This window comes from Thalassospira lucentensis, from assembly GCF_032921865.1.
Lineage (GTDB): Bacteria > Pseudomonadota > Alphaproteobacteria > Rhodospirillales > Thalassospiraceae > Thalassospira > Thalassospira lucentensis_A.
Window position 1 is genome coordinate 3,733,043 of sequence record NZ_CP136684.1, and the last position, 24,217, is coordinate 3,757,259.

Genomic DNA, 24,217 nt, shown 5'->3' on the forward strand with positions numbered 1-24,217 from the left:
GCTATCACAAGGCGAACTGGCAATAACAGTGCCATATGATGTAGCTTGCTTTCATTGACGTGAACAGAACCACAGAATACGGGATTAAACCGATAAAAATCCTGTTCTTCCTTGCGTTGACGTAGCACACCGTTATATTCCGGCAGTTGATTTGTTTTGTTGTATGGGATTAGGAGTTCCTAATGTTGATTTCGCCGGCTTATGCGCAGGCCGCTGGTGGCGCAGGTGGTGCAGATATGCTTACCAGCTTCCTGCCGCTGATCCTGATTTTTGTCGTTTTTTATTTCCTGCTTATTCGTCCGCAGCAGAAAAAACAGAAAGAGCATAAAGCGATGCTCGCTGCTGTTCGTCGTGGTGACAAGATTGTCACTGCGGGTGGTCTGATCGGTACCGTTGCCAAGGTTATTGGCGATGACGAGCTTTCGGTCGAGATCGCCGAAGGCGTTAAGGTCAAGGTTGCACGCGGCATGGTTTCGACCGTTCTGTCGAAAACCGAGCCAGCCAAAGGCGATGACAAAGACGAAGACGACGCAAAAGAAACTGAAGAGACCAAAAAAGACTGATCTCTTTGATGACTTGCAAGGCGGGGCAAAATGCTCCGCCTTCTTGTTTCCAGCCGGTGGCCTGCGGGGCGAACAGCACCCGATGTTCGATAGAACCAGACCTAGGTTTTCCAGACAAATCTGGTTAAAGGACACATGCTTTATTTTACGAAATGGAAAGCAGCACTGGTTCTTCTGGTGTGTGCTTTGGGCGTTATATACGCCGCACCGAATTTCCTGCCAAAGGGCACATTCGCGACGGATGTAAGCTATCTGCCGGGTAAACAGATCAATCTTGGTCTGGATTTGCGTGGTGGCTCGCACATGCTGCTTGAAGTTGATATCAACAGCGTCATTCGCGAGCGCTATGAGGCACTTGGCGATACGATCCGGTCAACCCTGCGCGAGGAACGCATTCGTTACCGTCCGCGCGATGCTGGCCTGAACGGGGCAGAGGTCACCGTGGTCAACGCCGACGAGGTTGAAAAAGCCCGCGAACTGATCCGTAATGTCGAACCCGATACCGTAATGAGCGGCGAGGGTAACAACATTATCGTTTCTTATACCGATCAAGCCCGCAAAGAGCTTGTTGATCGCGCAATCAGCCAATCGCTTGAAGTTGTTCGCCGTCGTGTGGACGAACTGGGAACGACCGAACCGTCGATCCAGCGTCAGGGTGAAGACCGCATTGTGGTTCAGGTTCCTGGTCTTGACGATCCGTCGCGTTTGCGTGCGATCCTTGGCCGTACCGCAAAGATGAACTTCCACCTTGTGAACGAGGAAAAGACCGCGTCCGAGGCGCGTGCCACAGGCCTGCCGCCGGGAACGATGATCCTGCCATCGGCCGATGCCGGTGACCGGGCTGCCGGTATCAACGAATATCTTATTGATCGCCGTGTCGTTGTTTCGGGGGACAACCTCGTTGATTCGCAGCCGACCTTCAACGAAGGCCGACCGGTTGTTTCGTTCCGCTTTGATGCCGCCGGTGGGGCACGTTTTGGCGATATGACGTCAAAAAATGCCGGTCGTCGCCTGGCCATTATTCTTGACGGCGAGGTGATTTCGGCACCGCGGATCAACGAGCCGATTCTTGGTGGCAACGGTATCATTACCGGCCAGTTCAGTGTCCAGGAAGCCAACGATCTTTCGCTGCTGCTGCGTGCTGGTGCATTGCCGGCACCGATGCAGATACTTGAAGAACGTTCGGTTGGTCCGGGCCTTGGGCAGGATTCGGTCGAAGCCGGTGAAATTGCAGCGATCCTTGGTCTGGTCTTCGTCGTTGCCTTTATGGTGATCAGTTATGGCCGGTTCGGGGTCTATGCCGATATCGCGCTCTTGATCAACCTGATCCTTGTGCTGGCGGTGATGTCGGTCTTGCAGGCGACCCTGACCCTGCCGGGTATTGCCGGTATTGTTCTGACGGTTGGTATGGCGGTTGACGCGAACGTGCTGATTTTTGAACGTATCCGCGAGGAACGTAACAATGGCCGCACAATTATCAATGCGATTGATGCCGGTTATCGAAGTGCGATGTCGACCATTCTTGATGCCAACCTGACCACGCTGATTGCAGCGCTTGTACTGTTCAGCTTTGGTTCCGGTCCTATCAAGGGATTTGCCGTGACACTTGCGATTGGCATTGTCACGTCGATGTTCTCGGCAATCTGGGTGACCCGACTGTTGATTGCGGTCTGGGTCAAACGCCGTCGCCCGACGGAACTGGTAATTTGAGGAAGGGAGCAGGAAGAATATGAAACCATTGCATCTTGTTCCGGACGACGTGAACGTCCCGTTCCTCAAGTTCCGGAAAATTTTCTATATCGTTTCGCTGGCCATGGTGCTGGTATCCGTTGGTTTGTTTTTGACCAAAGGGCTGAATTTCGGGATCGATTTCCGGGGTGGCATTCTGGTTGAGATCAAAACCGACGGTCCGGCCGATATTGGCGCGCTACGTGACAATCTTGGTTCGCTTGGTCTTGGCGATGTTTCGATCCAGGAATTCGGTGAGCCCGATGATGTTCTGATCCAGTTGCAGCGTCAGGACGGTGATGAACAGGCCCAGATGGCGGCGCTTGCCACAGTAACCAAGGCGCTTGGTGATGATGTTACCATTCGTCGCAGTGAACTGGTTGGGCCGAAAGTCGGTGACGAGCTCAAGGAAGCCGGGGTCTATTCGGTTGCCATATCGCTGCTGCTGATCATGATTTATATCTGGTTCCGATTCGAATGGCAGTTTGCCGTAGCGTCGGTTGTGGCGCTTCTGCATGACGTTCTGATCACGATCGGGTTCTTTGTCATCACTGGGGTTCAGTTTGATCTGGCAACCTTGGCGGCGGTCCTGACTGTTGCGGGTTATTCGATCAACGATACGGTCGTTGTGTTTGACCGTATTCGTGAATATCTCCGCAAGTTTCGCAAGATGGACATTCCCGATCTGCTGGATCTTTCGATTAATTCGACCCTGTCGCGTACCACTATGACCTCGTTTACCACTTTGCTGGCGCTGATCGCGTTGTTTGTGTTCGGTGGTGAAGCGATTCGCGGTTTCACGATGGCGTTGATTTTCGGTATTGTGATCGGGACTTATTCGTCAATCTGCGTAGCATCGCCATTGCTGATGGTGCTGCGTCTGCGCCGCAAGATCCCGGAAGGCGAAGAAACCCAGGAAGCGGGTGCCTGATCGCTCCGATCTGCTGAGAGACATTTACAAAAAGGCTGGGTTTGTGCAAAAACAACCCGGCCTTTTCTTTTGGCCCAATAAGGCAAGCGAGACCTTTGCAGGCTGAATAACCCTTTTGAAAACTGGTTCCTGCCCGTGGCGCAAAACGTCGACGCGACTAATGGTAATCGTGCAAATGTGCTTGGTAGCCTCTGGATGATGACGGCAATGGCGGCTTTCGCCGTCGAAGATGCATTTGTGAAGGCTGTTTCTGGATCGCATCCTGTCGGTCAGGTATTGATCCTGTTTGGTATTGGCGGTGCCGTTCTGTTTGCAATTATCGCCAAGGTGCAGAACAAGCGTTTGCTGGACCCTGCCGTTCTCTCGCGCCCGATGTGCATACGTATCGTGTTTGAGGTTGTCGGACGTCTGTTTTATGTGCTTGCCCTTGCACTTACGCCTCTTTCTTCGACCACGGCCATTTTGCAGGCGACACCGCTTATCGTGGTTCTTGGTGCGTCGGTCATATTCGGGGAAAAGGTTGGGTGGCGAAGATGGCTGGCGATCTTTATCGGCTTGATCGGTGTCCTTATCATTCTTCGTCCAAGTGCGGATGGTTTTTCTGCGTTGTCGACGTTTGCTGTAATCGGGACAATCGGATTTGCCGGGCGTGATCTTGCCAGTCGTGCAGCGCCGATATCAATTGGAACAGCCATTCTTGGACTCTACGGTTTTATCGCCGTCATCATAGCTGGTATCGTATTTTCTGTTTGGGATGGAAAAGCTTTCACGACACCGGATGGTCAAAGTCTTTTCTATTTCGCGGGGGCGGTCATGATGGGAATTTTTGCCTATGCCGCCCTGATGAAGGCAATGCGCAGCGGCGATGTTTCATCGGTTACGCCGTTCAGATATACAAGGCTTTTGTTCGGTCTTGCCTTGGGAGTATTCCTGTTCAGCGAGGAACTCGACATACCGATGTTGATCGGGTGTAGCATCGTTGTTCTTTCCGGGTTGTTTATTTTATGGCGCGGTAAAAAAGTAAAGGCAGATGCGACTGCGCTGTAACACAGCTAATCCGAAGAAAATTCTAGGTTACGTCAAAAGGGAATAATATGTCTTTGGAAGTAAGTCCGCTGGTCGCCGAGGGCCGAAAAATCGTTACCAGCTATGGTGATGGTCTGTTTCGGTTCGGTGAGGAAACTGTCACCGGGTCGGTTTTGCTGTTTCCCAAGAATGTCTATTCCTGGCCTTATGCAAGTATTGATCAGATTGATGTCGATGCCTTCAAGCGTGTCATTGATGCATCAGACGAGATCGATATTTTGCTGTTGGGCATGGGAAGTGGCATGAAACCGCTGCCGACTGAATGGCGTATTGCATTGCGCAAGTATGGTATCGTAATTGAGCCTATGGATACGGGGGCTGCGTGCCGAACCTATAACGTGCTGGTATCGGAAGCCCGCCGCGTTGCTGCGGCGCTAATTGCCGTTTGATCCTCACCAATCCTGCTACAAGTCGCGCAGTTTCATATATTCGTGCAACTGTGCGCGTACCGTCCTTACACTCGCAATAACAGCAGCCGGTCCGGGCGGATAGTCAGGCGGAAAGGCATCACCACATAAGAACAGGTTTCGCCAAGGGGGAGCCAACCGGTGGCGAAGGGCTGCGACGCCGGGGCTGAGTTCCGGAAACGGTGCTTCACAATCGACATAACTGAATGCCGGGCACTCGCCGTTGCTTTCGATTTTTGTCCGCTGGGACAGATCAAGATTTAAGTGCTGGTCACATAATTCCGTGACGCGTTGCCAGATGGTTGCTGCCAACTGATCCGCTGTTCCGTCACTTGGCAGGATCAGACTGCTGTTCATGCTGACCTGTATGTGACGCCGATTGCAATAGATCGCGCGCACCAGATCATCGTCAGCTAGAACGCAACATGGCTCGGCAAAGCTTTTACTGGCCTGAAAGACAAATGTTCGCCGATGAGCCGGGGCAGGTGGCATGCCGATATCCGGCACTGCATCACAAAGCGGTCGTGGATGAAGGGCAAGTACCACAGCATCCTGTGGACGAACTTCAATCTGCTCATCGCCGAAAAACAGGTCGGTTGCGAAATCCGCCGTACTGTCGATATCACCAAGTTCCATGCCGCTGATGATGTCGCCACCGGCAGCGATAAATTGATCACGCAGGGCAGGCAGTGCAATATCATTCAGAATGATCGGATCAATAGCCGCGAAGGCATGACTCGCATTATGGCGTTGCATTTCCCGCCAAGTTGGCAGCAAAACACGCCCCAGCAACGAGGCCGAGCAATTATGTGCCGGCATCGAAAACAGGACTTCGGCCAGCGTCGCAAGTGCATCCTGATGATAGGTCGCTGTCGGTGCCTGCTGGTTCTCGATGGTATCAGCGGCAATTCTGACGTGTTGACGGACACGCTTGTCTTCGCTGGCATAGCGTGAAAACCATAAATTCCAGGCCGTGAACAACCGGGCAAAGATTGTTGGTCTGCGTGCTATCAAAGCCGCGGCAATACCATGATCAAGGTCAATGATGGCCGGGCTGCGTCCAGGATGTTTAAGACCGATAACCGCATGAGCCGGCCTTATCAGTTTTCGCGGTATTTCCGGCCATTGGGCGAAAAAATGCCTAACCAGATCCTCTGGATCATAGAAAATTTCCGGTTCGGCAACCTTGTGGTCTTCGGGGGCGGTTTTCATCCCGCGTGTCCAACGACTGGCGAATGGTTCACCGGAATCGTACAGCGTTACGGATACACCATCCTGCGCCATCTGAGTTGCAAGTGCGGACCCGGCCAGTCCGGCTCCAATGACATGAAGTCTTGGTGCAGCAAAGGATGCCATATGCCTGTCCTGTTTTAGTTGCTATACAGGGGCCGCAAGAAACAATCCGTAGCGGTAACCGTTAAGTCTTTGTTTGGACGGAAACCTTAACAGCAGATTACACGTGAAGTCATGGATGAAATTACAACCGAGATTGACAGCCTGAATAGCGAAGTCATTGACCATATGACCAATTGGGTCGATATGCTGGGGGGCGGTGAAATCGGCAGATATGTTGTTGCTGGTGTTGTCCTGCTGTTCGTATTCGTTATAAAGCGGGTTCTGGCTCACGGTGTAATTGGCGGGCTGCGAAAGCTGGCTCATCAGCGCAAACACAGCACCGCTGCCCATGTTCTGGATGCTTTCGAGGCCCCGGTTCAGCTTCTGGTTATTCTTGGTGGCGTGTATTTTGCCGTCGAAATTCTTGATCTGCCGAAAAATGTTGATGCCGTTCTGTTCGAATTGATCGGCATATTTGCAACCTTCTCGGTTTTCTGGGCGTTGTTCAGATCGATAGAGCCGCTTGCCATGTCGTTCAACAATCTGGCAGGTCGGTTTGGTGGCGGTCTTGGCGATGATTTGCGCCAGTTCTTTATCCGGGCGGTTAAAACGTTGATCGTTGTGATCGGTGTTGTTGTCCTGCTGGAAAACTGGGGCATTGATGTTTCGGCGTTTCTGGGCGGCCTTGGTCTTGCCGGGATGGCTGTGGCGCTGGCTGCCAAGGATTCGGTCGCCAATATTTTCGGCGGGCTAACCATTCTTGCCGATAATCTTTACAAACGCGGAGACTGGATCGAAACGCCTCATTTCGAAGGGACCGTTGAGGTTGTCGGTCTTCGCGCGACCAAGGTGCGTACGTTTGCCAAGGCATTGGTGACCATGCCGAATGCGCAGATTGTCGATTCCCCAGTGATCAATTGGTCACGAATGACCCATCGCCGGATCAAAATGCTGATCGGTGTCGAATACCGTACCACTGCCGATCAGATTGAAAAGATTGTCGAGGATATCCGTTCATTTCTGAAAAATGATGATGACGTCGCACAAACCGATGTTGCGCAGATGGTGCATTTATCGGATTTCGGGGCAAGTTCGATCAATATCGATCTGTATTACTTTACAACCACCACTGACTGGGTGAAATGGCGTGATATTCGCAATCGCCATATCATTGCATTCAAGCGTATTGTCGAAGATAACGACGCCGCGTTTGCCTTCCCGTCGCAGTCACTTTATGTCGAAACCCTGCCGGAAAAAATGCCTGAAGACATGGCGAACAAAGCCAATGATGACCGTGCCAAAACAACGCGACAAATCGGATGATGCGCGATGACTGATACGCCAAAGCTTTCCTATTGCGCCGATTATGTTCGCAGGAATGACAAAGACCGTTTTTTATGCTCGCTATTTGCTGCCCCGGAAAAACGTGAAGGTCTTTTTACGCTTTACGCTTTTAATCAGGAAGTGTCCAAAACCCGTGAAATGGTTAGCGAAACCATGTTGGGACACATTCGGTTACAATGGTGGCGTGATACACTGGCGGAGATCGAGCAGGGCAAAATTCGTAAACACGAGGTTGTCGAGCCGCTGTCGGTTCTGATCCAGTCCGGACAGATTGAACCACGCGATCTGGAGATACTGATTGCGGCACGCGAATTTGACCTTGCCGACAAGGCACCGGCAAATCAGGCGGAACTGGATCACTATATTGACCAGACCTCTGGTCATCTTGCCGTTATGGCCGCCGAGCTGCTTGGTGTAACTGATAACGATGCAAGGCATGCCGCGCGGCTTGCCGGAAATGCCTATGGCCTGGTCGGTATTTTACGCGCTATGGTTTTCCATGGTCGGGCAAAACGGCTTTATCTGCCGCAGGATCGGATGGAAAAGCATGGTGTCGGGCAGGGCGATATTTTCGAATTTCGAAAAACCGACGTGGTCAAATCGCTGACACGTGAAATCGCCGATCTGGCGCAAGACCGGATTGTCGAAGCCCGGAAGTTTCGAAAAAAACTGCCGTCAAATGCGTTGGCCGCGGCATTGCCGGTGGTTCTGGCGGATGGTTATTTGCGCAAGCTCGCAAAGGCCGGTTTTGATCCCTTCAGTGCCGAGTTTGGTCTTGCCCGTCCGGCAAGTTTCCGGCTGACAGTGAAGGCCATGCTGCATCGATACTGATTTCGTGCCCTAGATATTGGCAAAATCTCATCTAAATAGATGTAATGGATACAATATTTTCGTAAGGTCTGTGGTAGCGTTGCTTGACCCTGCTGCCTATTGGCTTCAAACGGGGCTACGGACATGAACATAACGAGGTCGAACATGATGAATTTGCATTCACCGATGAAAGCTTTGAGGCTGTTTGGTGTGCTTTTGATCGTGTGGCTTGTCGTTCCAGCCCCGTGCCATGCCGGAAGTATTGGGCCGTTTGTTGGCGATTATCACGGAACGTCGATCTATAATGCCGAGGAAGAGCTTAAAGCGCGCGATCTCGATGTTAAAATCATGGAAACCGGCCGAGGATTTACCATCGATTGGTCAACTGTGATCCACAAGGCAGATGGTCGTGAAAAAAACGTATCGCTTAGCATCGAGTTTTATGCCACCGATCGCCCGGACATTTACGGCAGCGCAATGCGATCAGGCCTGTTTGGCAAACGTGTACCCAATGATCCTTTGCAGGGTGAACCGTTTGTCTGGGCGCGTATCGTTGACAAAACCCTGACCGTGCATGCGCTTTACATTACCGATGACGGTGGTTACGAAATGCAGGTCTATGAACGCAGTCTTGATGAAAATGGCGACATGGATTTGGTGTTCAAACGGTTCCGAGATGGGGAACCGATCCGCGATGTTACCGGCAAGCTCAAACGCCAGAGCAAGTATTAAATTGATAAAGGCCGCATCGGATGATGCGGCCTTGTTTTTTATGCAGCGTTGATATCGGCAAGCCATTCGTCAAACAGCGGAATGGCGCGGTCGCTATAAAGTTTTTTGCGATCACGGCCCTTTACCCGTTTGGTCAGTTCAAGTTCCGGGAAAAGCCCGAAATTGACATTCATCGGTTGGAAGGTGCTTTCATCTGCACCGCCAGTGATATGGTTCAAAAGCGCACCCATCGCGGTTGCCAAGGGTGGGGTCGGGATGGATTTTCCTTGCTTTTCTGCCGCAGCAAAACGGCCAACCATCAAACCGACAGCGGCACTTTCCACATAACCCTCGCAACCGGTAATTTGCCCGGCAAAACGGATGTCGTTACGCGCCTTCAGGCGGAGCGTGCCGTCCAACAGGCGGGGCGAGTTCAGGAAGGTGTTGCGATGAATGCCGCCAAGACGGGCGAATTCCGCATTTTCAAGCCCCGGGATCATGCGGAACACATCGGCCTGTGCGCCATATTTCAGTTTCGTCTGGAAACCGACCATGTTGTAGAGCGTGCCCAACGCATTGTCCTGGCGCAGTTGTACGATAGCGCGTGGTTTGCGGGTAGGATCATGCGGGTTTGTCAGGCCGACAGGCTTCATCGGGCCATGACGAAGTGTTTCACGACCGCGCTCGGCCATAACTTCAATCGGTAGACAACCATCAAAATAGGGGGTGTCTTTCTCCCATTCCTTGAATTCAGTTTTATCGCCATCGATCAGGGCATCGATGAAGGCGTTGTATTGCTCTTCATTCATCGGGCAATTGATATAGTCCTTGCCATCGCCCTTATCATAACGCGACTGGAACCATGCCTTGGAAAAATCGATGCTTTCCTTATAGACGATCGGGGCAATCGCATCGAAGAAGGCAAGGCTTTCCTCGCCGGTTACCTTGCGAATGTCTTCGGCCAGTGCGCTTGAGGTCAGCGGGCCGGTTGCAATGATCGTGCTTTCCCATTCGACCGGCGGCAGGCCATCAACTTCGCCGCGTTCCATGGTGACCAGCGGATGGCTCATCAGTGCATCAGTAACTGCCTGCGAGAAACCTTCGCGGTCAACCGCAAGGGCTGCACCAGCGGGGACCTTGTGCGCATCGGCACAGCGAATGATCAGCGATCCGGCACGGCGCATTTCATCATGGATCAGGCCGACCGCGTTATATTCCCTGTCGTCAGACCGAAACGAGTTGGAACAAACCAGTTCGGCACATTTGTCGGTGTGATGGGCGTCGGTTGGGCGGGTCGGCCGCATTTCATGCAAGATGACCGGAATGCCGGCCTCGGCCAACTGCCAGGCGGCTTCGCTACCGGCAAGACCGGCGCCGATAATATGGACGGGTTTGACCGTGCTCACGGTTGCGAACTCCTCTGCAAAACGGGGTTAAACTTTCTGGCACACACATAGCGGTGCTGATGGTTTGATTTCAAGTGAATTGCACCACTTCGCTGTCTCATATCACCCATGCGGCGACAAATTATTCACAAATTGTCCGCTACTGCGTCCTTGATCCCATACACATCCATCACAAGGACGGCATCATGAGCTATCCGCATCGACCCTATGGTTACGATCCGGCCCATTGCCCCGTGATGGGACTTGTTCCGATCCGGCGATCCCGACAGACGATGACGACTGACTGCATTCCTGATGCCGATGGCGGGAATAGTGCGCCAAACAAAGATGGTGCGAACCGAAACAGCCCCGCGGCGGCAATCGGACGGATCGCCTTTCCTTTTGGCGATATCGGCGCCAACAAGTTTGGCAGCGCTGATGTCGAGAACATGATTGATTACGTTGTCGCCACAAGGCAGGGATGGCGGGCCTCGCTTGTCATGCGGTCTTTTCTACGCTGGTGGCGCAGGGATGAGGGGCTTGATGACGATGCGCAGATGCGCAAAACATCAGATGCCATTGTCATGTTGCTGGCGCTCAATCAGGGACGCGACGGGTTTGTCCATGGCTACCTTTCCGACCTTTCAGGCGGGCGCGATCATCTGGACAGCACACAGCGAGCATTTTTCCGATCAATGCGCGTGGCCGCAATCGCACTTGCCCTGTCACCGATATTGCTTGTCGTTTCGGTGATGCTGTTTTTGCAGGCAGACCAGGTTGTTAGTACCGGGAATGGTAAGCTGTTCGGGTTCAGCTATGACCTTTTGTTTTTTGTCGGCAGTTTCGGCGCGATAGGGGCGCTGGTCAGCATGATGATGCGGTTGGGTAAGGATGTCGACTGGGCGGAGATGGAACCAGCGTCGGTTTTCTTCAATTTCCTGTTTCGACCCTGCCTTGGTTTTTGTTTTGCGCTGATCGTATTACTGGCACTGCGTGCCGGTATTCTGCCGATCCCGCTGGATCAGTTGCACAATATTTCCGACATGGACCAGATCGGAACGATCCCCGGTGCCGGGCAACAGATTTCCATCGTGCTGGTGCTGGCCTTCTTGTCAGGTTTTAGCGAACGGTTGAGTTCGGCACTGGTCAAACGGGTCGAGGATCGGGTCGAAGCGGGCTAGGGTCCCGCTTCGCTTTACGGCATTACTTCAGGCCGAGATGGCGTTTAAGGTATTTACCGGTATAGCTTTCCTCGTTGGCCATGATGGCCTCTGGTGTGCCGCAACCAACCAGCTTGCCGCCGCCATCACCACCCTCGGGACCGATATCAATGATCCAGTCGGCAGTTTTTATGACATCAAGGTTATGTTCGATCACAACCACCGTGTTGCCCTGATCGACAATGGTGTGCAGCACTTCCAGAAGCTTGCGGATATCATGGAAATGAAGCCCGGTGGTGGGTTCATCAAGGATGTATAGCGTGCGGCCAGTGGCCCGCTTTGACAGTTCCTTCGCCAGCTTCACGCGTTGCGCTTCGCCACCTGAAAGGGTTGTTGCCTGCTGACCGAGATGGATGTAGCTCAACCCCACCTGTTTCAGGGTTTCCATTTTGTCGCGAATGGACGGAACTGCCTTGAAGAAATCAGCACCTTCTTCAACCGCCATGTCAAGAATGTCAGATATCGATTTACCTTTAAACGATATTTCCAGCGTTTCACGGTTATATCGTTTGCCCTTGCACTGATCACAGGTGACGTAAACGTCGGGCAGGAAGTGCATTTCGATCTTGATCACACCATCGCCCTGACAGGCTTCACACCGTCCGCCCTTGACGTTGAACGAGAAACGCCCGGGCTTGTAACCGCGCGTTTTGGCTTCGGGTAATTGCGCGAACCAGTCACGGATCGGTGTAAAGGCCCCGGTATAGGTCACGGGGTTGGAACGCGGGGTTCTGCCAATCGGGCTTTGATCGATATCGATGATTTTATCGATATGTTCGATGCCGGTAATGGTGTCATGCGCACCGGGATGATTGCGCGCATTATGCATCCGTTTTGCAAGCGCCTTATACAGCGTCTCAATAACAAGGCTCGACTTGCCACCACCTGAAACACCGGTAACACAGATGAATTTACCCAGCGGGAATTCGGCATCAACATTTTGCAGGTTGTTGGCGCGTGCCCCCTTGATCGCAATCGACTTGCCACTGCCTTTACGGCGTTCCTTGGGAACGGCGATCTGTTCGACCCCGACAAGGTATTTGCCGGTCAGGCTATTCGGGTTTTGCTGGATCTGTTCAGGGGTTCCTTCGGCAACAATCCGTCCGCCATGGATCCCGGCCCCGGGGCCCATATCGACGACATAATCGGCGGCACGAATGGCATCCTCGTCATGTTCGACAACCAGGACGGTATTGCCCAGATCGCGAAGACGTTTCAGGGTATCAAGCAGCCGATCATTATCGCGCTGATGCAGGCCGATGGATGGTTCATCCAGAACATAAAGGACACCGGTCAGGCCCGACCCGATCTGCGACGCCAATCTGATACGCTGGCTTTCACCGCCCGAGAGGGTGCCAGATGTGCGTGACATCGACAGATAATCCAGCCCGACATCGCGCAGGAATCGCAGGCGATCATTGATTTCACGCAGGATACGTCGCGCGATTTCGGTTTCTTTTTCATTCAGTTTGCCTTCAAGCGCCTGGAACCAGTCGGCAGCCTTGCCAATCGAAAGGTCGGTAATTTCCGAAATCGTGCATTTATCGATCTTTACGGCCAGCGCTTCGGGTTTCAGGCGGTGGCCTTCGCAGGTCGGACAGCTTGAAACCGTCTGGTATTTCGACAGTTCGTCGCGTGCCCACTGGCTATCGGTTTCGCGCCAGCGGCGCGACATGTTGGGAATGACACCTTCGAACGGGCGGGATACCTTGTAGCTGCGTGAACCGTCATCATAGGTTACCGTTACGTCTTCATCACCCGAACCATACAGGATGATGTCCTGTGCTGTTTTCGGAAGCTTTTCCCATGCGACATTGGTTTTGAAGCCGAAATGCTTGGCAACTGCGCGCAACGTTTGCAAATAATATTTCGACGTGGTGCTGGCCCAAGGCGCAACAGCGCCATCATCAAGGCTTTTGCCTTCGTCGGGGACGACCAGTTCCGGGTCGAATTCCATCTGGGTGCCAAGACCATCACAGGCCGGGCAGGCGCCAAACGGGTTGTTGAACGAAAACAGGCGAGGTTCGATTTCCTCGATCGTGAAGCCGGAAACCGGGCAGGCGAACTTTGCCGAGAACACGGTTGTTTCGCCGGTTTTTGCATCTTCGGTCAGAACGATGCCATCTGTCAGTTCGAGGGCGGTTTCAAAACTGTCCGCAAGGCGAGTTGCGATCCCTTCCTTGACGATCAGACGATCCACCACGACCGAGATATCGTGTTTGAGCTTTTTGTTCAGTTCAGGCGCTTCGTCGATGTCATACATTTCTCCATCGATCTTGACGCGCTGGAAACCACGCGTGCGCAAATCGCGCAGTTCCTTTTTGTATTCCCCTTTGCGGCCACGAACAAACGGTGCCAACAGATAAAGTCGCGTGCCTTCGGGCATTTCCATAACGCGGTCAACCATCTGTGATACGGTCTGACTGACAATCGGAAGACCGGTTGCCGGGGAATAGGGAATGCCGACGCGCGCCCAAAGAAGACGCATATAATCATAAATCTCGGTAACCGTTCCCACGGTCGAACGCGGGTTGCGCGATGTGGTTTTCTGTTCGATGGAAATGGCAGGAGACAAGCCGTCGATATATTCAACATCGGGCTTCTGCATCAGTTCAAGGAACTGGCGCGCATATGCTGACAGGCTTTCGACATAACGACGCTGTCCTTCGGCATAAATCGTATCGAACGCCAGCGAACTTTTACCCGACCCAGACAGACCGGTGATCACCACCAGAGAATCGCGGGGCAGTTCAACATCGATATTTTGCAGGTTATGTTCTTTCGCACCGCGAACCGAAATTTTCGTCAGCATGTCGGGCCTTTTGTTCCTGTAATGTTCGGGAAAAGGTATAGAGGAGCCAAACCTGATACGCAAGCGCACCCCTGACAGTTCCTGTCAGTATCTGTCAGGAGTAGTTTGTTTTTGTCGTAGCGCAAGACAATGCAAGAAAAAACCCGCCGGACAAACCGGCGGGTTAATCTGGCTTTTGCAATCCTGAACGATCAGCCTTTGGTAACCGAACGACCGGTTGCACCAAGATCCTTGAAAGCTTCTTCGAGGCGGGCTGCCATCGAAAGTTCGGCTTCGCGGACCCAGACGCGCGGATCGTACTGTTTTTTGTAGGGCTGATCGGTATCCGGATCGACCTGATACTTGAACGCACGTGCGTTGGCTTCGACATATTCACCAACCGGGCGCGAATAGGCGAACTGGGTATCGGTATCGATATTCATCTTAAAGACGCCATAGCCGACTGCTTCTTCGATTTTTTCTTTTTCCGAACCCGAACCGCCATGGAACACGAAGTCCAGCGGACGGTCGCCAAGATTATGCTTTTCCGAAACGTATTTCTGGGATTCCAGAAGGATTTCCGGACGAAGTTTTACGTTACCCGGTTTGTAAACGCCATGAACGTTGCCGAATGCCGCCGCGACCGAGAAATGGCCAAGCGGAGCAAGACGGCGATATGCTTCTTCGACTTCTTCGGGACGGGTATAAAGACGCGGATCGATTTCCTCGACACTGGTGTCAAGATCATGGCCGATGCCGTCTTCTTCACCGCCGGTCACGCCCAGTTCAATTTCCAGGCTCATTTCGATTTTGGCCATGCGTTTGAGGAATTCTTCGCAAGTCGACAGGTTGTCTTCGAGCGATTCCTCGGACAGGTCCAGCATGTGGGAGCTGTAAAGCGCCTTGCCTGTCTCGGCATAGGCTTTTTCGCTCCATTTCAGCATTTCATCGACCCACGGAACGAATTTCCGGTTTGCGTGGTCGGTATGCATGACGACAGCAACGCCATAATACTCAGCCATCAGTTGGGCATGACGTGCTGCCGATATAGCGCCCACGACACGGGCTGCTGCGGCGTCCTTGATGCCCTTGCCGGCAAAGAACTGTGCACCGCCATTCGAAAGCTGAATGATGATGTCAGAACCGGCATTTGCAGCGGCTTCAAGGGCGGCATTCATCGTGCTGGACGATGTGATATTGACGGCGGGAAGGGCGTAACCGTCCTGCTTGCAGGCAGCAACAAGGTCACGGTAGGCAGAACCGGTAACAACACCGGGTTTAACGGAAGGCATGTGGGTACTCCTCCTGGGGGTCAGAGTATTATTGTTTCCCCCGTGCGTACCGACTGATCCGCAGCGAGGGCGATCCGTAAGGAGCCCAATGCATCTTCCATATGCTGCGTAAGGTCAAGGTTTTCCGTTATAGACTTTAGGAAAAATTGCTGTTCACGCAGACACAGGCCGTCATGATCGGGCTCGTCGTCTGTGCGGATGATTTCGTCAGATTGTGTAAATTTTCCGGCTGCATCTGTGGCAGCATGGTGAAGCTTTAAGGCATTCGTCTTTGTATGAGTGTCGATATCAGCCGAACCGGCACCTTTTTCTTCAACATCGGTGATGGAAACGCAACCCTTGGGTCCGATCACATCTTTGACGAAAAAGGCGGTTTCGCTGATCATCGGGCCCCAACCGGCCTCGTACCAGCCAACCGATCCGTCATCAAAGCGCACCTGCAATTGGCCATAGTTATACATTTCTGGTGCAACTTCGTCAGACAGACGTACGCCGATGGCACTGACCGATACCGGTTTCGCGCCGGTCATCAGGCACATCATATCCAGATAATGCACGCCGCAATCAACAATCGGGGAAACACTGTTAAGCAACCGTTTGTGGGTTTCCCAAAAGGCGCCGCTGCTTTGCTGGTTCAGGTTCATGCGCATGACCAGCGGCTTGCCAAGTGTCTTTGCAACTTCAACGAATTTTGCCCAAGACGGATGATGGCGAAGGATATAGCCAATCACCAGCTTCCGATCATACTTTTTGGCGGCATTTACTACACGTTCGGCATCTTCGGCGGTCGCTGCCAATGGCTTTTCAATGAAGACATGCGCCCCCGCCTCAAACGCCGTGATGGCGAATTCGGCATGGGTTTCGGTATAGGTATTGATAGAGACCGCATCGGGGCTGGTTTCCGCCAACGCAGTGTGAAAATCGGTAAATTGCGGGTAGGCAGCAAAACCATCCGGAAGGTTTTCTGCCGGGATTTCGGAGCGTGCACACAGTCCGACGATTTCGTATCCGTCAAGCGCGTGATAGGCCTTTGCATGCGATAATCCCATATTGCCAAGACCGACGACAAGAATACGAACCGGCTTCATGCTATGCCTCCTGATAAGTTTTTAATGCTTTGTTATGCTGAGATTATTCTGCGCCCTTGATCCAGCTGCGCGTGACGTTGTAGTCATCATCAAACAGGATCATGTCGGCCTGATAGCTCGGTGCAATGCGTCCCATGATATCATCAAGTTTCAGGAATGTGGCCGGATAGAGGGATGCCATGCGAAGGGCTTCACCAAGATCGATGCCGACCATTTCAACGCAGTTTTTAACCGCTGCGATCATATCGAGGTCCGACCCGGCCAATGTGCCATCCGCCAGCGCGCAGCGACCATCGGTGGCAATGATTTCCTCTCCCCCCAGAACAAAACGTTTTTCGTCTGCTCCGACCGTTGGCATGGCGTCGGTCACCAGCATGATCTTGCCTTTTGCCTTGGCGTGGATGGCAACTTTCAGAACGGCGGGATGAACATGATAGCCATCAGCAATTAGTCCGCACCAAGTGTTGTCGTCGGCCATCGCAGCACCGGCAACACCGGGTTCACGGTGGGTCATCGGGCTCATGGCATTAAACAAATGCGTGAAGCCCCGCATGCCTTCGGTAATGGCAGCCTGGATGTGGCTATAAGTGCCCGCAGTATGACCGGCGCAAACCAGAACGCCACGATCAGCCAGCTTTTTAATTGTGCCTTTGGCGGCCTTTTCCGGGGCCATGGTCACCAGGATACGGCCATTGGGAAGGCGGGTCAGAAGATCAATCGCGTCATCTTCCATCGGGCGGATGATGTTCGCGTCATGCACGCCTTTGCGTTCGGCATTCAGGTACGGGCCTTCCAGATGGATGCCGACAATGCCCGGCACATCCTGACTGATCGCATCGGTGACGGCCGTTATCGCGGCTTCCATTTTATCACGGTGATCGGTGATTAGGGTCGGCAGCATGGCAGTTGTGCCGTATTTACGATGACCCGCCATGATCGCGCGAATACCGTCGATATTTGGTTCGTCATTTAGCAAGACGCCGCCGCCACCATTGACCTGAACATCGATAAGGCCGGGCGCAAGTATCTGATTTCCCGCATCAATCACCGAGATATTTTCTGGGATATGGCGGTTTCCGACAATCGCATCGACCTTCCCGTCGCGAACAATGACGGCCTTTTCGGACTGGAAATCGGTGCCGTCAAAAACGCGCGCATTGGTGATTGCAAAATCGGTCATCAGTGCGTCTCCGTGACTTTGGACAGGTGCGGCGGCGCATCAGGATTGCACCCGCGCTCCAAGGCAACATGTTCTGCCAAGGTATAGAATGTCTGGATCATAGCGATGGGGGCCAGAAGAGGGTGGATATCCTCGACCACAGGGAGATGGCCCTTGATATCGGCGTGACCGGTTTCGGCCGCAAAAAGGTTATCGGTTTTCGCCCGCATTTCTTCGAGGAAACCCTCGACACTTTCGCGCGATGCATCCTGTTGGGAAAATACCAGTAACGGGAAGTCCTTGGTTACCAGTGCCATCGGGCCATGCTTCACCTCGGCCGCGCTGAAAGCTTCGGCATGCAGGCTGCTGGTTTCCTTAAATTTAAGGGCAGCTTCCTGTGCAATGGCAAAAGCAGGGCCGCGACCGATCACATAAAGACCGTCTGATTTTGCAATCGCATCGGCAGCATCAAGCCAATCCTTGCCAAGTGCCTTTTCAAGTGATGCGGGCAAGGTGACAAGTGCCTTGCTGAATGCCGGATCCTGCGTCCATCCGCCAACGATCTGTGCGATGGCAGACAATGTTGCGATATAGGATTTGGTCGCGGCAACACTGGTTTCAGGGCCTGCCATCAGCGGAATGACGTGATCGACCATATCGGCCAACGGGGAATTGGTCACATTGACCAATGCAACCGTGCGGGCGCCGGCATCACGGGCGGCCACGGCATTTTTAACCAAATCAGGACTTTTGCCTGATTGGGATACGGCAATGAACAGGGCGTCCTTGCTGGCAATCGACCGGTTATAAATCGAAACAATAGACGGGGCCGCTGATACCACGGGAATGCCAAGCTGGCTTTCGATCAGGTATTTTGCATAAAGCGTTGCGTGGTCGGAACTGCCGCGTCCGCATGTCACGACGAATTTCGGCGGATTGGCGCGCAGATCAGAAACCAGAGCATCAATTGCAGCCTTGTTGTGATCAAGCTGCTTGGCAACGACGACCGGGGCTTCGGCCAGTTCGCGGCCCATCTGGGTTTTTGGAGTCCAGCGTGTGCTCATATCCGTGGTTTCCTTAAAGCTTTTTGAGGCAGCACAATACGCGTTCATTGTCAGCGCGCGTCGACCTGCATTTCGGCAATGAAGTCGTAACTGTCGCCGCGATAATAGGAACGGGTGAATTCGACCGGTGTGCCGTTGGCAAGGAAGGAACGCCGTTCGATATAAAGGGCGGCACTGCCATCGGGCACGCCAAGGATTTTGGCGGTTTCCCCGTCAAACAATTCAGCCCGTAGACGCTGAAGCGCGCGTTCCGGCTTTTTGCCGTATTTTGCCAGCGCATCATAAAGCGACTTTTCGACTTCTTCGGGGCTTGGCAGAAAAGCCCTTGGCACGACCGCATATTCAAGTGCCATTGGTTTTTCATTGGCTGTACGCAGGCGCCGTAGCCGGGTTACTTCGGTGCCGGGCGACAGGTTTAACGCCATAGCTTCTTCGGGCGACGCATGACCAAGAGTCTTTTCAATCCAGACTGCCCCCGGGTTCATACCGCGCGTGATCATGTCCTCGGTGAAGGAGGTCAGGCGTGACAATGCCTGTTCAACACGTGGGGCAACAAAGGTGCCTGCGCCGTGACGCTGGACAAGGACGCCTTCCTCGACAAGGGCCCGCATCGAATTGCGAACGGTAACGCGTGAAATGCCAAGTTCATTGGCCAGATCGCGTTCGCTTGGCAGTGCGTCGTCTACTTTCAGGATACCATCATCAATAACGGCCTTGATGGCGGTCTGCAGGCGACGATAAAGCGGGCCATGACCGATATTTTCGATGTCTCGGGCACGCAGGCTTGCAATGACGTCGGCTGTACTGATCATGCGTGCACCTTTTGATGTTTCCTAGCCATCAGGATTGCCCCATGCAGGGCATCGTTTTGCGCCGGAACCAGATCGGACCGGATATCATCGGGCATGCGTTTTGCCATTTGTTCGGCAAGGCCCCCCATCAAACTCAGTCGTTTCGCCCCAAATTCCTGAAGCTTGTGCAGGATGTTGCGATTGGCGGTTACGGCGACATTGATAATGCCGGCAGCAATGGTGTCACCATGGTTGTCGGCATCGAAAACCATCGGGCAAAATGCGCCATAATCCGCTGGTCGGGCCTTCTCGGCGAAGGCAACGATTTCTTCGGGACTGTTATGGAAATGCAACATGATGGTGCGTGTCAGTTCGGATGACGGAGCTAAATCCTCGTGGGCGAGCAGGGCGGTTTCGATGGCTGTTCTCCCAATACGGGCACCGCTTCCGATATCGGAAATTTCAAACCCCCAACCAGCAAGCGCCAGTTCACGACCGGCAACAATCGCTTGGCCACAGGTGCCGGTTCCGACTATTAGAATAGCACCGTCTGCGCCATCATGTGCGCCAAGACACGCGGTATAGGCATCGGTCGCAAAACAAACACTGGCAAACGGGTGAGCATAGGATTCGGCAAGTTTGCGTTCGCGCTCTAACGGTAATCCGGCCAGTCCAAGGCCGGCATGCAAATCCGAAAGGCGACGATCCGAAAGCCCGGCTTGTTCGAGTGCCATGGTTGCTGCGGCAATGATTTCGCCAAAGACATGATCGATTCCAAGGCGGGTATTCGCACCACCTCGCACGGCTTCACCAAGTATGGCGCCTGCATCATTTACAATGCGTGCGCGGCAGCGCGTGCCGCCACCATCAATGCCAAGGTAAAGCTTTTCTTTTTGCGCGTTTTGCATTCCGACCATCCCTAACTGATGGGATCATAGCAGAGTGGTATCTTAAAAAGCAATACCAATATAAATCCACTAATGTTGTTTCTGGTCCCATTTTGGCATTATGCAGATGAAGCCGATGCCACAGTGATAAATTGAATGTGCCTGTTATATATTTGAAAATAAGTAATAAATGAGGTGAAGTTATATAAATTTCGAGGGGCGTGTAGGAAGTGCCTTGCCTTGCTGGTATCATAATGGTATTTAATTAGTGGAGGGAGATTGGAAAATGGCATCACGCACCGAAGAATTTGATATGCGCTTTGCCGGGTTGGATCAGTGGTCCGACGCCGATTTCCTTATGGCTTTGTGGGAAGGCCAGATGCGCGCGGTCGCATCGCTAGGGCCGGTCCTGACGGATCTGGCGACAGCCGCAAACGGGATAGCACGTCGCCTGGGGGGCGGGGGGCGTCTCGTTTATGTTGGTGCCGGAACTTCCGGCACGGTGGCATGGCAGGATGCCAAGGAACTTGGCGGAACGTTTGGCTGGCCTGAAGACATGACCATCGTCATGCTGGCCGGTGGCTTGCAAAGCGAGCCGGGCGTATTCAATTCCGCCGAAGACGATACCAAAGCCGCCGAAGACGAAATTACCCGACATTGCATAGGTGAAGGTGACGCGGTTATCGCCGTCGCCGCCAGCGGCTCGACGCCTTATACACTGCATGCAGTTGAGTTGGCACGCGAGCGCGGTGCTTACACAGTTGGTCTTTGCAACAATCCCGATGGCAAGCTTTTGACCGCGGCAGCGTGCAGTATCTTTCTTGATAGTGCGCCCGAAGTTATTGCCGGTTCAACCCGCATGGGGGCAGGGACCGCGCAGAAGGCCGCCATAAATATCCTTTCATCGCTTGTCATGAACAAGCTTGGGCGTCTTTTCGATAACTTGATGGTCGGCATGCGTGCCGAAAACATCAAGTTACATGGTCGCGCGATCCGCATTACCAGCCATATTGCCGGTTGTGATGCGCAGAAGGCCGAAAGCGCCCTTGAAAAAGCACAGTTTGATATCCGCATCGCGGTCCTGATTGCCAAAGGGCACGAGACCGCGAAAGCCAAAGAAATTCTTGCGATGTTTAACGGAAATCTCCGGGCAGCGCTTGAGTATAAGGACTGACATCTGCAGAGATAGCAGTCCACCGACATTGATCAGAGGAGGCATAAATGTCGAATAAAGTGTTTGCAAAAGGCCTGGCAGCGGCTCTGGCGGCAAGTGTCGCCCTGGTTCCGTTGATGGCATCTGCTGGCGAACTCGTGATCGAGAGCTGGCGTAACGACGATATCGATATCTGGAATGATCAGATTATTCCGGCCTTTAACAAGGAACATCCGGAAATTAAGGTGACTTTCTCGCCGACCCCGCCGACCGATTACAACGCGCTGATCAATGCGAAATTCGCTGGCGGCACGGCTGGTGATCTGATCACGTGCCGTCCGTTCGATGCGTCGCTTGAACTTTACAAGCAGGGCAATCTTGCTCCTCTTGACGATATAGCGGGCATGGATAATTTCTCCGATGTTGCGAAATCCGCATGGCAGACGGATGATGGTTCCGTCACTTTTTGCCTGCCGATGGCGTCGGTTATTCATGGCTTCATCTATAACAAGGAAGCCTTTGAGGCAGCCGGTGTAGAAGTGCCGAAGACCCGTGCAGAATTCTATGCTGCCCTTGATAAAATCAAGGAAGAAGGCAGCTATATCCCTATGGCAATGGGGACTGCCGATCAGTGGGAAGCCGCAACAATGGGCTTCCAGAACATTGGTCCGAATTACTGGAAAGGCGAAGAGGGCCGCAAAGCCTTGATCGATGGCAGCCAGAAATTCACCGATAAACCGTATGTTGACACCTTTACCGAACTGGCAAGCTGGGCAAACTATCTTCCGGACGGTTATGAAGCCATTTCCTATCCGGATGCGCAGAACCTGTTCTCGCTTGGCCGTGCGGCTGTCTATCCGGCCGGTTCCTGGGACATTTCGCTGTTTAACAGCCAGGCCGAATTTGAATTTGGCGCATTTCCGCCGCCCCCGGCAGAAGGTTCGGACACCTGCTATATCAGCGACCACACCGATATCGCGCTGGGCTTGAATGCCAAATCGCCGAATGCGGCAGAGGCAAAGGTCTTCCTCGAATGGATGACTGGCTCGGAATTTGCGTCGCTTTACTCCAACGCGCTTCCAGGCTTCTTCTCGTTGTCGAACCACAAGGTCGAAATCACCGATCCGGTTGCCAACGAGTTCGTGAGCTGGCGTCAGAAATGCGAATCAACCATTCGTAACTCTTATCAGATTTTGTCGCGTGGCACGCCGAACCTTGAAAACGAACTGTGGAATATTTCCGCACAGGTTATCAACGGAACTGTTACTCCGGAAGAAGCCGGTAAAGCCGCTGAATCCGGACTTGCGAAGTGGTATGCGCCGCATCAGTAAGACCTGACTACAGATGGCAGGTGACTTCTTGCGCCTGCCATCCTTGTATCTACCGGGTATCTTGCAGTTTCGAACATCACGCCGATTGACAAACGGGGCGGACAGGACTGCAATCAGGCGCTCAGATGAACGCTTTCGACCGGGGACGCGCTCCCCGTACGCTTAATCTCAGAAAGACAGGATAAGGTATGGCGCATTCCGGGCCCATGACCGATTGGCGCAAGGCAAAACTGCCTGTGTTTGCCTTTCTGGCACCTGCGACGATCATTTACACATTGTTCATGATCTATCCGCTAATCGATTCCATTCGCCTCAGTTTTTATGCCACGCCAAGCGGCGGGGAGATGGCCTTTGTCGGTTTCGATAACTATCGAACCATTCTGGGCGATCCGGACTGGTCTGCGACGTTTTGGAACAGTTTCTGGAACAATATGAAATTCTTTGCGGTTCACATGCTGGTTCAGAACCCGATCGGGATCGCGCTTGCAGGCATTTTGAGCCTGCCGCAACTGAGGTTCCGCAACACCTATCGCACGATGATGATCATGCCGACCATGCTGTCGGTGGTGATTGTCGGTTTCATCTGGCAACTGATCCTGAGCCCTGTATGGGGTGTTGGCGTCGATATCCTTGATATTTTCGGCCTGAAATCGCTGTTTGGTCCGTGGCTTGGCAAGGAAGGTTCGGCCCTGATAACGCTTTCCTTTATCTCGGTCTGGCAGTGGGTCGGTATTCCGCTGATGCTGATTTATGCGGCACTTCTGGCGATCCCCGACGATCTTGTCGACGCGGCAATTGTCGACGGCGCAACCCATTTCGAGGTGTTCCTGCATATCAAGCTGCCGCTTGTTCTGCCGACGGTTGCGATGGTATCGATCCTGACATTTGTTGGTAATTTCAATGCGTTCGATCTGATTTATGCTGTAAAGGGTGCGTTGGCGGGACCGAATTTCTCGACTGATATCATGGGCACGCTATTCTATCGCACATTCTTTGGCTATCAGTTGCAGCTTGGCGATCCAAGCCTTGGTGCCACTGTTGCCTCGCTGATGTTTCTGATCATTCTTGCCGGTGTTCTTTTCTATCTGTTCGCCGTGCAGCGCCGTCTGGCGCGCTACCAGCTGTAAGGAGGCGGCAAGAT

At 53.1% G+C, this 24,217-nt stretch carries 21 protein-coding genes; 12 read left to right on the top strand and 9 right to left on the bottom strand.

The window, feature by feature from the left end:
* The first annotated feature begins 182 nt into the window (after positions 1–182).
* The 5 genes from yajC (at position 183) to R1T41_RS18075 (ending at position 4,697) form a co-directional block, all read left to right on the top strand.
* Positions 183–563, top strand: coding sequence for a preprotein translocase subunit YajC (gene yajC / locus R1T41_RS18055; protein WP_317338348.1), 381 nt, complete (start codon positions 183–185; stop codon positions 561–563).
* Between the two features lie 135 nt (positions 564–698).
* The gene (gene secD / locus R1T41_RS18060; protein ID WP_317338350.1) at positions 699–2,273 is read left to right on the top strand and encodes a protein translocase subunit SecD; all 1,575 of its coding nucleotides are present in this window, start codon (positions 699–701) and stop codon (positions 2,271–2,273) included.
* A gap of 19 nt (positions 2,274–2,292) precedes the next feature.
* Positions 2,293–3,222 (top strand): protein translocase subunit SecF, encoded by a 930-nt coding sequence (gene secF, locus R1T41_RS18065; RefSeq protein ID WP_062959951.1) that lies wholly within the window; start codon positions 2,293–2,295, stop codon positions 3,220–3,222.
* A gap of 177 nt (positions 3,223–3,399) precedes the next feature.
* The gene (locus R1T41_RS18070; RefSeq protein ID WP_317341593.1) at positions 3,400–4,269 is read left to right on the top strand and encodes a DMT family transporter; all 870 of its coding nucleotides are present in this window, start codon (positions 3,400–3,402) and stop codon (positions 4,267–4,269) included.
* 47 nt (positions 4,270–4,316) lie between these two features.
* Positions 4,317–4,697 (top strand): Mth938-like domain-containing protein, encoded by a 381-nt coding sequence (locus tag R1T41_RS18075; RefSeq protein ID WP_062959950.1) that lies wholly within the window; start codon positions 4,317–4,319, stop codon positions 4,695–4,697.
* Positions 4,698–4,712: 15 nt separating this feature from the next.
* Here R1T41_RS18075 and R1T41_RS18080 read toward each other — a convergent pair whose 3' ends face one another.
* Complete coding sequence (locus R1T41_RS18080) at positions 4,713–6,071, bottom strand: NAD(P)-binding protein (protein WP_317338351.1); 1,359 nt, start codon at positions 6,069–6,071, stop codon at positions 4,713–4,715.
* Between the two features lie 111 nt (positions 6,072–6,182).
* Between R1T41_RS18080 and R1T41_RS18085 the strand changes: the two genes are divergently transcribed.
* The 3 genes from R1T41_RS18085 to R1T41_RS18095 all read left to right on the top strand — a co-directional run bounded on the left by R1T41_RS18085 (position 6,183) and on the right by R1T41_RS18095 (position 8,936).
* Entirely contained in the window at positions 6,183–7,373 is a 1,191-nt protein-coding gene (locus tag R1T41_RS18085; RefSeq protein ID WP_317338353.1) for a mechanosensitive ion channel family protein, read from the top strand.
* A 6-nt stretch (positions 7,374–7,379) separates the two neighbouring features.
* Entirely contained in the window at positions 7,380–8,225 is an 846-nt protein-coding gene (locus R1T41_RS18090; RefSeq protein WP_317338355.1) for a phytoene/squalene synthase family protein, read from the top strand.
* A 144-nt stretch (positions 8,226–8,369) separates the two neighbouring features.
* A complete protein-coding gene (locus R1T41_RS18095; protein ID WP_317338358.1) occupies positions 8,370–8,936 on the top strand; it encodes a hypothetical protein in 567 nt (188 codons plus the stop codon).
* A gap of 38 nt (positions 8,937–8,974) precedes the next feature.
* On the opposite strand, the gene trmFO is transcribed toward R1T41_RS18095, so the two are convergent.
* The gene (gene trmFO / locus R1T41_RS18100; RefSeq protein ID WP_247793417.1) at positions 8,975–10,321 is read right to left on the bottom strand and encodes a methylenetetrahydrofolate--tRNA-(uracil(54)-C(5))-methyltransferase (FADH(2)-oxidizing) TrmFO; all 1,347 of its coding nucleotides are present in this window, start codon (positions 10,319–10,321) and stop codon (positions 8,975–8,977) included.
* 185 nt (positions 10,322–10,506) lie between these two features.
* Here trmFO and R1T41_RS18105 point away from each other — a divergent pair, with 185 nt between their 5' ends.
* Complete coding sequence (locus R1T41_RS18105; protein WP_317338359.1) at positions 10,507–11,481, top strand: hypothetical protein; 975 nt, start codon at positions 10,507–10,509, stop codon at positions 11,479–11,481.
* A 22-nt stretch (positions 11,482–11,503) separates the two neighbouring features.
* Here the strand turns inward: R1T41_RS18105 and uvrA are convergent, their stop codons facing one another.
* The 7 genes from uvrA to R1T41_RS18140 all read right to left on the bottom strand — a co-directional run bounded on the left by uvrA (position 11,504) and on the right by R1T41_RS18140 (position 20,613).
* Complete coding sequence (uvrA, locus tag R1T41_RS18110; protein WP_317338360.1) at positions 11,504–14,332, bottom strand: excinuclease ABC subunit UvrA; 2,829 nt, start codon at positions 14,330–14,332, stop codon at positions 11,504–11,506.
* Between the two features lie 191 nt (positions 14,333–14,523).
* Positions 14,524–15,603, bottom strand: coding sequence for a class II fructose-bisphosphate aldolase (gene fbaA, locus R1T41_RS18115; protein WP_097050272.1), 1,080 nt, complete (start codon positions 15,601–15,603; stop codon positions 14,524–14,526).
* 20 nt (positions 15,604–15,623) lie between these two features.
* Positions 15,624–16,691: a Gfo/Idh/MocA family protein gene (locus tag R1T41_RS18120; RefSeq protein ID WP_062948918.1), complete on the bottom strand. Its 1,068-nt coding sequence runs from the start codon at positions 16,689–16,691 to the stop codon at positions 15,624–15,626.
* A gap of 43 nt (positions 16,692–16,734) precedes the next feature.
* Entirely contained in the window at positions 16,735–17,871 is a 1,137-nt protein-coding gene (gene nagA / locus R1T41_RS18125) for an N-acetylglucosamine-6-phosphate deacetylase (RefSeq protein ID WP_317338364.1), read from the bottom strand.
* Positions 17,871–18,914: an SIS domain-containing protein gene (locus tag R1T41_RS18130; RefSeq protein WP_317338366.1), complete on the bottom strand. Its 1,044-nt coding sequence runs from the start codon at positions 18,912–18,914 to the stop codon at positions 17,871–17,873. Before R1T41_RS18130 ends, nagA begins: the two co-directional genes overlap by 1 nt.
* Positions 18,915–18,964: 50 nt before the next feature.
* On the bottom strand, positions 18,965–19,726 hold the full coding sequence (locus R1T41_RS18135; RefSeq protein ID WP_317338367.1) for a GntR family transcriptional regulator: 762 nt from the start codon (positions 19,724–19,726) through the stop codon (positions 18,965–18,967).
* On the bottom strand, positions 19,723–20,613 hold the full coding sequence (locus R1T41_RS18140; RefSeq protein WP_317338368.1) for a BadF/BadG/BcrA/BcrD ATPase family protein: 891 nt from the start codon (positions 20,611–20,613) through the stop codon (positions 19,723–19,725). The genes R1T41_RS18135 and R1T41_RS18140 overlap by 4 nt, the downstream gene beginning before the upstream one ends.
* 265 nt (positions 20,614–20,878) lie before the next feature.
* Here R1T41_RS18140 and R1T41_RS18145 point away from each other — a divergent pair, with 265 nt between their 5' ends.
* The 3 genes from R1T41_RS18145 to R1T41_RS18155 all read left to right on the top strand — a co-directional run bounded on the left by R1T41_RS18145 (position 20,879) and on the right by R1T41_RS18155 (position 24,203).
* The gene (locus R1T41_RS18145; RefSeq protein ID WP_317338369.1) at positions 20,879–21,766 is read left to right on the top strand and encodes an N-acetylmuramic acid 6-phosphate etherase; all 888 of its coding nucleotides are present in this window, start codon (positions 20,879–20,881) and stop codon (positions 21,764–21,766) included.
* Between the two features lie 47 nt (positions 21,767–21,813).
* Complete coding sequence (locus R1T41_RS18150) at positions 21,814–23,076, top strand: ABC transporter substrate-binding protein (protein WP_114110190.1); 1,263 nt, start codon at positions 21,814–21,816, stop codon at positions 23,074–23,076.
* Positions 23,077–23,264: 188 nt separating this feature from the next.
* Positions 23,265–24,203, top strand: a complete 939-nt coding sequence (locus tag R1T41_RS18155) for a sugar ABC transporter permease (RefSeq protein WP_317338371.1) — start codon at positions 23,265–23,267, stop codon at positions 24,201–24,203.
* The last annotated feature ends 14 nt before the right edge of the window (positions 24,204–24,217 follow it).